Source organism: Ferrovibrio sp. (assembly GCF_019636075.1).
In the GTDB taxonomy this organism is placed as follows: Bacteria; Pseudomonadota; Alphaproteobacteria; order Ferrovibrionales; family Ferrovibrionaceae; genus Ferrovibrio.
Genome location: NZ_JAHBYG010000019.1, coordinates 58154 through 66690, shown reverse-complemented (window position 1 = coordinate 66690; position 8537 = coordinate 58154). Strand labels below are relative to the sequence as shown.

Below are 8537 nucleotides of genomic sequence, written 5' to 3'. Positions count from 1 at the left end.
CCTGCACATCCGCATGGCGGAGATTGCGGCTGTTCCAATAGGCATCGGAGGCCTGGGCGTCGTCCAGCTCCGGCTGCGTCCATTGATCGGGCGATTTCTCCAACAGCCAGTTCAGGCTGACTTCGCGGCCCAATGGGAGGGCGGCCAGTTCAGCGGCATAGTTGCGGCCATTGTTGCCGCCGCCAGTGTCGATAGTGCCTGTGTCGATGCCGCCAGTGTCGATGCCGGTGTCAGCATTGGCGGCGGCGAATTGCTGCTGCTGTGAAGCATCGCCGGCATCGCTGCGTTGATCCGGCCCGGCTTCGCGCCCGGCATTCTTCGCAGCATCCGGTACGGGCTGCTTTTGTTCCAAATCAAATGCGCTGTGAAAACCCTCGTATTCCATGCTGCCGACGGTATCGAGATCGCGCGCAGTCTGCGCCTTAAGCCGTTCAAAGGTACTGCCATACTTTTCTTTCTCGCTACCCAGATCGTAATTACGGATTTCATCCGTTTTCCACTTGGGTTCAAAAGATTGGCCGGTTTTATTGATCCAGCTAGCTCTGCCTTCTTGACCATCTCCATCTGTTTTCGCTGATTCAGCAATTTTCTCGCGTGCCATGCGCACTACGTCTTCCCAGGTTTGAGCTTTTGTACCGATTTCAGCGCCAATGGCATTGTTATGTCGGTCCATTTCGGTGAGCGCTTTTTCATGTTTTGCATTGGGACCAAAATAGCTATCGCCGAGATTGCGTAACTCGTGTGCTTCCGACATTGCGCGCCCAGCGGCGGGGCCAAAACGCCTCGTTAACTCAGCAGAGATAATCATGTGCCGATATGCATCTGCTGGGCCGCCATTGAGATTGCGGGCATGCTGTTGGCGCGCGGTTCTTTCATCCGCCGGATTTTTATTCATGGGATTTTCCAGCACGTGGCTTTCCGCAAATGCTGCTCTTTTTGCTGATTCTACGTTTACTAATGGAGAGACAGAATCTTCCACATAGGCAGCGGGATTTCTGAGCAGCTTCTTATAATCGAACTTATCCATCTTTTTCTCCTGGCTACAGTTTGCGTTTCAAGTCGCGTGCATTATTGGGTTTCGAAAAAATAGTGGATATTGTGTGGGCTCGCCTTGTTGGTGCCGCCGAACGTCACCAATCCGTACAGAGGGTGCTTGAGTTTTTTGTCTTCGCAAGCAAGCTGTCGCATATGCCGCGCGATATAGTCACGCGAAGCGGCATCCGACGCCTCGGCATTTGCCAGAACGGCGCAAGGCCTTAACAGGGCTTCCCAGATTTTACCTCTCGCAACCGGATCGGTCAGATATATGTCGGATGCAGGTAGGTGAATGCAGTCGTCCGGCCAATTTTTTTTTGAGAACATACCGCAATCGGAATCGTATTGCTCGTTGAGTGGAAGCAAAAGGCAAACGCTTTTTTTCTGAATTACACCATCACAAATGACATGCTGATCGCGCTCTTCAAATGCCAGCGTAATTTCTTCTTCTTCGCCTCGAATTAGAAGAAACCCTGCGGATAAATGAACGGCCAGCGCCAATGATTCGGAGATTTGATATTTGGAGGGGCCGTTTCTCTGCATGAGAAAGACCGTATAACCTGAGAAAACAATTCCCACGGCCAACCAACCCAACATTCCCACTACCGCATATTTGGCGCCTCGGTGAAAGAGGCCTTTTGTTTTTCGCGTTGTGGAGGTTGAAGAAGTGAGTCGCATAAAATTACCTTTTTGTTATGAAGCTTGATCATTCTCCAGTCGGGATCATCATGATGATCTTGCGCTTGGGAGAATTGGGTTCTGCATTCACATCTACAAATTCCAGCTGAGTCCAAAAAAGAGTAGTGTGCTTACTGCCGGCGCAGCCGGCGCCACGCCATGCAATTTTCAGATCTTTTTCATTGGGCTCGCTGGTATTCGTGGCGCTATCAATTGTTTCCGGCGACGGTAAATAGCGGCATGGATTCTTGATCGCGGATACCAGCCGTTCAAAGCTTTCCCGATGTTCCAAAACATGCATGTGATATCTTCGATACCCACAGCCAGATATCCAGGCCACGCCGAATCTGCAGCGCTCTCGAAAGATCGGATCAGGATTGTTTGTGTCGCCCAAACAAGCGTCGAGCCGGAAATACATGGGGCCATTGCTGCTATACTGTGGGTCGCTAAGGCAGACCGGCGGCAATGGATAAGCTGGCGCTGTTGACCACGCTGCAACATCGCGATCCGTTTGCACACGAAAACCGAATGCATATTCAATCGCATATGACACGGCTAATTCGGTATCGCCAATGAACAATGCCTTGTATCCAGCACGACTTACGCCAGACGTCGCCTCCACCGCTACCCAGCCAGTCACGGCGATGATCGCCAGCCGCAGCAGGCGGCCGGCGCGGTGGCGGCCTAGGGCTTGCCACAAACGGCGCAAATAGCCTGGGGGCCTAACGGGAGGCTTAACAGGGGATTGGTTTGTTGGGTCAATCGGCATGAATTAAGGCCCTGTTGCGAAACTTTATATTATGCGCGCATAGAACTGCGTCATTGCTCGTAATAAGATGTGATCAATTAGAGAACATGTCAAGGTAAAAATGCAATTGCCAGGATAGTTCGCCTTTGATGGCACACCGGAAGATTGTTTCCGAATGGCTGCGCAAGAAGCGGATATTGGCGGCGGCTGCGCGGCGGCGGGTCTGGCCCTAGTCTGGCGGCATGATGAAATCCGCCGCCGATATGGATCTTGCCAACTTAGACGGCAGGAGGCTGCCAGGGACGCAGCAGCCCGGGACGCAGCAGCCCGGGACGCAGCAGCCCGGGACGCAGCAGCCAGGGACGCAGCTTGATGAGGCGGGCCTGCCCGGGGCGCAGCTGGATTGGCCGGCGCTGCATGCCGCGCTGCGCGAACAAGGCCATGCATCGACGCCGCCGCTGCTTGCGCCGGAAGCCTGTGCCGCGCTGGCCGGGCTGTTCGAGGGCGGCGCGGCATTCCGCAGCGAGATCGACATGGCGCGCCATGGCTTCGGGCGCGGACGCTACAAGTATTTCGACTATCCGCTGCCGCCGCTGGTGCAGGCCCTGCGCGCGGGATTCTATCGCGGCCTGGCGCCGTTGGCCCGGCTATGGACCGGGGCGGCCTATCCGTCCGAACTAGAGGATTATCTCGCGCAATGCCATGCCGCCGGGCAGACCCGGCCGACGCCTTTGCTGCTGCGCTACGAAGCCGGCGATTACAATAGACTGCATCGCGATCTCTACGGCGCCATGGCGTTTCCGCTGCAGGCGGTATTGCTGCTCGATCATCCCGGTGTGGATTTCGAGGGTGGCGAATTCGTGCTGGTGGAAAATCGCCCGCGGATGCAGAGCAAAGCCAGCGTTATTGCATTGCAGCAAGGCCAGGCGCTGATTTTCGCGGTGGATCGCCGGCCGCTTTCGCTCAGCGAAGGGCGGGCCGGAAGTTTCGCGGCGCTGCGCCATGGCGTGAGCAAGCTGCATCGCGGCCATCGCCGCACATTGGGCCTGATATTCCACGACGCTGCGTGACATGTGTCACGCTTCACCACAATATCGCCTTGATCTTGTCATGCCACCGCCCTCTATCATCGGCATAAGCTTTCGCAACGATGAGGCGGAACCAGAGCAAAGACAGGAGGCCGATATGGCAGAGGATAGCGACTACGATTGGCTGGCAGAGCCCAGCATGGCAACCATGTTGCACGATCCCATCACCCGCGCCCTGATGCGCAGCGACAGTGTGGCCGAAGCCGACCTGCTGGCCCTGCTGGCCGCCCAGCGCCAGATGCTGGCCGACCAGGGCCGGCTGGTCGAGTGAGCAGGCCCCAGTGAGCGAACGGTGTGAGCGAACGGTGTGAGCAAGCCCCAGTGAGCGAACGGTGTAAACAGACGGTGTCGAACCCACAGATGCGCCCCATAGGCTGTTTTAAATCAGGCTGTTTTAAATCGGGTTTTGAAATGCATGCCGGGCTGGCTTGCCCCGCCGCCGGCAAACCTTGGTCGCGTCGTGCGCCGGGCCGGATGATCGATTTTATATAAGAGCATTTCATGAATATTTAGCTTCGGGCGCGGGTAGGTCCTGTTGGCCGGTCAAAATGCATTCATTTACGAATTGCATATGCATGCATTTCTGGCTAGCGTGAAAGACACGGCCCATCCGAGGCCGAATCATAAATAACTGCCGGGAAGACCAACCATGAAACGCGCCATTCTTGCCGCCTGCCTGCTTGCCGCGGGCACCAGCCTGGGATCGATTCCTTTCGCCGCCCGCGCCGCCGACAGCACCACCATCGCCGTGCCGGCCAATGCGCTGCTGTTCGCGCCGCTTTATGTGGCTGCCGATCTGGGCTTGTGGAGCGCCAAGGGCCTGGATGTGAAACTGCCGCTGATCGCCGGCCCCGGCGCCACCAATGCGGTGATCGCCGGCGGCGCCGATTTCGCGTCCACCGGCGGCGGCTCGGTGCTGCGTGCGGCGGCGCAAGGCCAGAACCTGCTGGCGATTGCCAACACCATCGACAAGCTGATGCTGGAAATGGTGGTAAGCCCGGCGGCGATGGAGAAATTCAAGCTGCAACCCAATGCCGATGTTGCCACGCGGGTGAAATCGCTGAAGGGCATGACCATCGGCGTGGATACCGTGAACGGCCTGCCGCATGGCTATCTGCGCTATCTCAGCCGCAAGGCCGGCCTGAATGCGGAAACCGATGTGGTGATCACGCCGATGCAGCCGCCCAGCATGATGGCGGCGCTGAAAACCGGCAGCGTGGATGGCTTCATCTTCGGCGACCCCTTCACCAGCCTGGCGATCAAGGATGGCGCCACGCTGTATATCAAGCAGCCGCAAGCGGATGCGCCGGAGCTGAATCCCTTCGGCTATAACCTGATCGTGGCGCGCCCGGCCTATTGCAAGGAAAAGCCCACCATCTGCAGCCGCATCGTGACCGGGCTGAAAGAGGCCGTGGTGAAGATGAAGCGCGAGCCGGCGGCGGCGAAAGATGCGCTGAAGAAACGCTTCGCGCAGATTCCGCCGGATATCTTCGAAGCCTCCTATCAGCAGGTGGTGGAGAATTCCTCCGACAGCCTGGTGGTCACCGCCCAGGCGATGCAGAACACGCTCAGCTATGCGCAGACCGCCGGCCTGCTCGGGCCGAACGACAAGATCGCCGATTTGGCTGTGCTGTTCACCCAGGATTACACCAAGTGATCATGACTGGCGGCGGGCGCAAACCCGCCGCCGGATTTTTGCCCGGATGACGCCATGACCCAACTCACCCCCGATCTAACCAGCAATCTCACTCCCGATCTCACGGGCGACCTGCAAGCCCCGCGCATCAGCGAGATCGTGTTGCGCAGTTCCAACTACGATGCCATGAAGCTGTGGTATCAGGCGGTGCTGGGCGTGCAGCCATTCTACGAATATGTGCCGGTCGATTGGGCCGAACGCGCCAAGCAGCCGCAAGGCCGGTTCGATACCGATATCCGGCTCTGCTTCATGCGGGTGCATAACCAGTTTCCCTACAGCCAGGTGATCGCGCTGTTCGATGTGCCTGGCCTGCAGCCGGAGCAAAAGGCCAGCGGGCTGCATCACATGCAATTGCGCCACGATAGTTTCGCCACCCTGATGCAGCGCTACGGCCGGCTGCGCGATGCCGGCGTTGCGCCCTACAAAAGCTTCAACCACGGCCCCGCCACGGCGTTCTATTACGAAGACCCCGATGGCAATCTGGTGGAATTGTCGGCGGCGAATTTCGAAACCGAGGCGGCGTTCCTCGGCTTCTTCCAAACCCCCGCCTTCAAGAAGAATCCCGCCGGCATTCCCATCGATGGCGATGATTTCCGGCGCCGTTTCCAGGCCGGCGAAAATCTAAGCGACATCACCCGCATTCCGGATTGATTGCATGCCCGAACAGATCGAGGATTACAGCGTAGCGGTCGCCATTGTCGGCGCCGGGCCGGTGGGCCTGGCGCTTGCCATCGATCTGGGCTATCGCGGAATTCCCTTCATCCAGATCGACCGTGCCGAAAGCGCGCTGGATTTCCCCACCAGCGAAGCCATCTTCGTGCGCACCATGGAGCATTTCCGCCGTTGGGGCATGGCCGATGCGATCCGCTTCGCCGGCTTTCCGCCCGATCTGAAGCGCAATGTGTATTTCATGACGCGCATCCTGGGCCACGAATTGCTGCGCATGGACCGGCCCAGCAACCGCGAACAGCAGGAACTGATGCGCGCGATCAGCCCGGAAGGCGCGCTCTGGTGCCCGAAGAAATTGTTCGAGCCGCTGATGCGGGCGCGCGTGCAATCCGCGCCGCAAGGCGCGCTCTGGACCGGCTGGGAGATGACCGGCTTCAGCCAGGATGCCGATGGCGTAAGCCTGGATTTGCAGCAGGTGAAAACCGGCGCGAAACGCCGCTTGCGCTGCCAGTATCTCGCCGCCTGCGATGGCGCTTCCAGCGGCATCCGCAAATCCCTGGGCATCGAGATGCAAGGTACTTTTGCGGAAGGCCATAATTTCGGCATCTATTTCCGCTCGGCGCAATTGCGCGAGATCATGCGCGACCGCCCCGGCGTGATGGTGGACATCATGAACCCGGAAGCGTTTGCCAATCTTTCCACGGTGGATGGCAACGATCTGTGGCGCCTGATCCGCATGATGGGGCCTGCCGATGCCAGCCGCCTCACGCCGCAGGATTGCCTGCGTTCGGCGCTGGGCCAGATGCCCGATGGCAGCGATGTGCAGGTCGAGATTCTCGATGCGCGGCCCTGGGCCGGGCATACCGTGGTGGCCGATGAATTCCGCGCCGGCCGGGTCTTCCTGGTGGGCGACGCGGCGCATCTGCTCTGGCCGCGCGGCGGCTTCGGCATGAATACCGGCATCGGCGATGCCGTCGATCTATCCTGGAAGCTGCAAGCCATGCTGCAAGGCTGGGGCGGGCCGCGGCTGCTGAACAGCTACACACCCGAACGCAAGCCGGTCGCCGCACGCAACGTGGCCGAGGCCGCCTCCAATTACAAAGCCCAGATGGCGCTGAAGGTGGATCCCGATCTCGACAAGGACACACCGGCCGGCGCTGCGGCGCGGACGGCTCTTGCCGAGATTATCCGCGACAAGCGCGCCAAGGAATGGAACACCATCGGCGTGCAGTTGGGTTATGTGTACGAAGATTCGCCGGTGATCGCCGGCGAACCAATGCCGCATGATCCGCGCCCGTTCGATCCCGGCCGCTACGAACCCACCACGCGGCCCGGCGCGCGCGCACCGCATGGCTGGCTGCCGGATGGTTCCTCGCTGCTGGATCATTACGGCAAGGATTTCGTGCTGGTGCATGCACCGGGCGCGGATACATCCGGCCTGTTGCAGGCGGCCAGAGCGATAGGCATGCCGCTGCGCGCCCTGGCTTTGCAGGATGCGACTTTGTGCAAGCTTTATGAAGCGCCGCTGGTGCTGGTGCGCCCCGATGGCCATGTGGCCTGGCGCGGCAATACGGCATCCGGCAATGCGGGCGCCGTGCTGGATCATGCGCGCGGCGCCGATCTCCAATGAATCCGCAGCCCGGGCCGCCTCTTGTCTTCGCCCCCGTGGCTCGGCGACAATAGCACCATGCCGGAGAGCCAGGCCGCACCGCCCAATACCAGCACGCAATTCGAGCGCGTGCTGTTGCGGCTGCGCGGCATGATCATGGAGGGCCGTTTCGCCCCCCATGCCAAGATGCTGGAAGTGGACCTGGCCAAGCAGCTGGATGTATCGCGCACGCCGGTGCGGCTGGCGTTGCAGGCGCTGGCCCAGGAAGGCCTGCTCACCTATGCGCCGCAGCGCGGCTTCACCGTGCGCGGATTCTCGGTCAGCGAGATCATCACGGCAGTGGATATCCGCGGCCGGCTGGAAGCCATGGCCTGCGAGATGGCGGCGCAGAGCGGGCTGGATGCCGCCGCCGTGGCGCTGCTGGAACGCAACATCGCCGATACCGCCGCGCTGTTGCAGAAACCGCACTATAGCGATGCCGATGTGGAAGCCTGGTCCAATCTCAACGGCGATTTCCACGATGCGTTTCTCACCGCCGCCAACAGCCCGCTGCTCACCGCGCTGATCCAGCAGACCGGCACGGTGCCGCTGTCCTCGCCGCGCATCATCGTGGCCACGCCCAGCAATATCGACGAGATCATGGCCTATGTGCGCGATGCGCTGAAGATGCACGAGATCGTGTTCGATGCCGTGCTGCGCCGCGATCCGGCCCGCGCCCGGCGCATGATGGAGGAGCATATCTATCAGGGCCGCGCGCGTTTGCAGGAGGTGCTGCAATCCCTCGGCAAGCAGCGCGAGATGGTTTACAGCCGCAGCTTCCGCCTGATCGACACGGTGTAACGATAGGACGCCGTGTAACCGCAAAGAGCGTGTAACGGCAAAGAGCGGCGTGTAACCGCATGGCTCCACCCTTTAACCGTCACCACCGGACGTGTTCCGGTGGTCCATGCCTGATGCAGCAAAGCTGCTTAACGATGGATGCCCGGAACCAGTCCGGGCATGACGGATAGGGAA

9 protein-coding genes are annotated in these 8537 nt (G+C 59.8%); 6 read left to right on the top strand and 3 right to left on the bottom strand.

Translation table 11 applies throughout. The features are described from left to right. The 3 genes from KF827_RS10100 to KF827_RS10090 all read right to left on the bottom strand — a co-directional run. The coding region (locus KF827_RS10100) for a hypothetical protein (RefSeq protein WP_291004382.1) at positions 1–1027 on the bottom strand (1027 nt) is incomplete at its 3' end. 41 nt (positions 1028–1068) lie between these two features. Then, complete coding sequence (locus KF827_RS10095) at positions 1069–1713, bottom strand: hypothetical protein (RefSeq protein ID WP_291004379.1); 645 nt, start codon at positions 1711–1713, stop codon at positions 1069–1071. A 28-nt stretch (positions 1714–1741) separates the two neighbouring features. Next, positions 1742–2413 carry a hypothetical protein gene (locus tag KF827_RS10090; RefSeq protein WP_291004376.1) on the bottom strand — a complete coding sequence of 224 codons (672 nt, stop codon included), beginning with the start codon at positions 2411–2413 and terminating at the stop codon, positions 1742–1744. 290 nt (positions 2414–2703) lie between these two features. Between KF827_RS10090 and KF827_RS10085 the strand changes: the two genes are divergently transcribed. The 6 genes from KF827_RS10085 to KF827_RS10060 all read left to right on the top strand — a co-directional run bounded on the left by KF827_RS10085 (position 2704) and on the right by KF827_RS10060 (position 8363). After that, positions 2704–3531 carry a 2OG-Fe(II) oxygenase gene (locus KF827_RS10085; protein WP_291004373.1) on the top strand — a complete coding sequence of 276 codons (828 nt, stop codon included), beginning with the start codon at positions 2704–2706 and terminating at the stop codon, positions 3529–3531. A 115-nt stretch (positions 3532–3646) separates the two neighbouring features. Then, positions 3647–3820 carry a hypothetical protein gene (locus KF827_RS10080; protein WP_291004370.1) on the top strand — a complete coding sequence of 58 codons (174 nt, stop codon included), beginning with the start codon at positions 3647–3649 and terminating at the stop codon, positions 3818–3820. A 378-nt stretch (positions 3821–4198) separates the two neighbouring features. Continuing rightward, the gene (locus KF827_RS10075; RefSeq protein WP_291004367.1) at positions 4199–5206 is read left to right on the top strand and encodes an ABC transporter substrate-binding protein; all 1008 of its coding nucleotides are present in this window, start codon (positions 4199–4201) and stop codon (positions 5204–5206) included. 54 nt (positions 5207–5260) lie between these two features. Beyond that, positions 5261–5896: a VOC family protein gene (locus KF827_RS10070; protein WP_291004365.1), complete on the top strand. Its 636-nt coding sequence runs from the start codon at positions 5261–5263 to the stop codon at positions 5894–5896. A 4-nt stretch (positions 5897–5900) separates the two neighbouring features. Continuing rightward, positions 5901–7544 (top strand): FAD-dependent monooxygenase, encoded by a 1644-nt coding sequence (locus tag KF827_RS10065; RefSeq protein WP_291004362.1) that lies wholly within the window; start codon positions 5901–5903, stop codon positions 7542–7544. Between the two features lie 57 nt (positions 7545–7601). Next, on the top strand, positions 7602–8363 hold the full coding sequence (locus tag KF827_RS10060; protein WP_291004359.1) for a GntR family transcriptional regulator: 762 nt from the start codon (positions 7602–7604) through the stop codon (positions 8361–8363). Positions 8364–8537: the final 174 nt, after the last annotated feature.

Coding starts and splice junctions, on each gene's coding strand:
- KF827_RS10095 (WP_291004379.1), bottom strand. CDS start 1,713: ATGCGACTCACTTCTTCAACCTCCACAACGCGAAAAACAAAAGGCCTC.
- KF827_RS10085 (WP_291004373.1), top strand. CDS start 2,704: ATGATGAAATCCGCCGCCGATATGGATCTTGCCAACTTAGACGGCAGG.
- KF827_RS10080 (WP_291004370.1), top strand. CDS start 3,647: ATGGCAGAGGATAGCGACTACGATTGGCTGGCAGAGCCCAGCATGGCA.
- KF827_RS10075 (WP_291004367.1), top strand. CDS start 4,199: ATGAAACGCGCCATTCTTGCCGCCTGCCTGCTTGCCGCGGGCACCAGC.
- KF827_RS10070 (WP_291004365.1), top strand. CDS start 5,261: ATGACCCAACTCACCCCCGATCTAACCAGCAATCTCACTCCCGATCTC.
- KF827_RS10065 (WP_291004362.1), top strand. CDS start 5,901: ATGCCCGAACAGATCGAGGATTACAGCGTAGCGGTCGCCATTGTCGGC.
- KF827_RS10060 (WP_291004359.1), top strand. CDS start 7,602: ATGCCGGAGAGCCAGGCCGCACCGCCCAATACCAGCACGCAATTCGAG.